Here is a 1,846-nt window from a genome sequence, read left to right as displayed (position 1 = left end):
AACGATGACGTAATTAACGGCAATGATGAAAACGTAAACGTTGAAATTACAGGTACCACAACGGGTGTCGAAGACAACCAAACGGTAACAGTGGTAGTAACAGATGAAGCCGGTAATGAGCGCAGTTTTGAAGCCACAGTTACCAACAATACTTACACAATTACCGGTGCAAACTTATCAGGCTTAAGCGATGGTGAATTAACCGCCACAGCCACGGTAAGTGATGTCGCAGGTAATACAGCAACCGCTACAGACACCGCCATTCACGATAAAACAGCCGTAACCAGCATTGATGTTGCAACAGGTGATGACGCTGTTATTAATACTGCAGAGCAAAGTAATGTAGTCGTAAGCGGTGTAATAGATGAAGCCGATGCAAATCAAACAGCCACCGTGGTATTTACCGATGTGAACGGAGATAAAGTCACGGTTGAAGACGTCGCGATTAATGCAGCCGGTGAGTGGGCAATAAATGCCACTAATATTTCAGGCCTTGCTGATGGTGAAATTACAGCAAGTGTTAGCGCACTAGATGTTGAAGGTAATTTAGCCACAAACGAAACCAGCTTTACCAAAGACACTACAGTTGCAATAACAGTTGATATCAACGATACAAACGATGACGTAATTAACGGCAATGATGAAAACGTAAACGTTGAAATTACAGGTACCACAACGGGTGTTGAAGACAACCAAACGGTAACAGTGGTAGTAACAGATGAAGCCGGTAATGAGCGCAGTTTTGAAGCCACAGTTACCAATAATACTTACACAATTACCGGTGCAAACTTATCAGGTCTTAACGATGGCGAATTAACTGCCACAGCCACAGTCAGTGATGAAGCTGGCAATACAGCAACCGCTACAGACACCGCCATTCACGATAAAACAGCCGTAACCACCATACAAATGGGGGCTGGCGATGACTTAGTTAATGCGAACGAGCAAACAAATGTTGTTGTGAGTGGTCAGGTTACTGATATCGAGCCGACGAATACAGCAACAGTTACTTTTACTGATGAAAGTGGCGAACTCGTTACTATAAACAATGTTACGATTAATAACGACGGCAGTTGGGAAGTTGATAGTGCAGATATTAATACCCTTGCCGATGGCACTATTACTGCTACTGTAAGTGTATTTGATGAGGCCGGTAACCAAGCCGAAAATAGCACAACCTTTGAAAAAGACACCCAAGCTTCTATTTCTATTCCAAGCGAAAGCAACGACTTATTGATTAATAATGCAGAAAAATCGGCTGTAGTTATTAATGGTCAAAGCGCCAATATAGAAGAAGGTAAAATCGTTAACATTACTGTCTCTGATGGTAATGCTTCGGTAACAGGGCAAGCGACTATTTTAGCTGATGGTACATGGCAAAGTAACTCACTCGATTTAACGACCCTTGATGAAGGGGAACTGACTGTTTCAGCAACAACTGCCGACACTGCAGGCAATACCGCAAATGCAGATCTTAACATTGATAAAGATACGCAAAGCGCTGTAACTGTAAATGTGGGCGATGATGCAGTTATAAATGCAGCTGAGCAAAGCACTGCTAAAGTAGCAGGCACAGTAACCGACGTAGAAGCTAACCAAAGCGTAGCAATTATCATTAAAGACAGTGACGGCAGTACTGTATTTAATGGCACTGCAAGTGTAGATAACGCTGGCAAATGGGAATTAGATAGCAGTATTTTAAATGCACTGTCTGATGGCGGTTACACAGTAGATGTAAGCACGCAAGATATAGCGGGTAATCCAGCAACAAGCACCCTCAACTTTACAAAAGACACCCAAGCCAGTACAACGCTAGTGCTTGAAGACTCAGTAATAAACGCAGCAG

General features: G+C 43.0%; 1 protein-coding gene. It reads left to right on the top strand.

Going from position 1 to position 1,846, the window contains the following annotated elements:
* A partial coding sequence (locus H5126_RS21165) for an Ig-like domain-containing protein (protein ID WP_259418325.1) occupies positions 1 to 1,846 on the top strand: 1,846 nt, incomplete at both ends.

It is taken from the genome of Pseudoalteromonas sp. SG45-3 (assembly GCF_014164075.1).
GTDB classification, from domain to species: Bacteria; Pseudomonadota; Gammaproteobacteria; order Enterobacterales; family Alteromonadaceae; genus Pseudoalteromonas; species Pseudoalteromonas distincta.
This window is presented reverse-complemented; position numbering and strand designations above follow the sequence as displayed.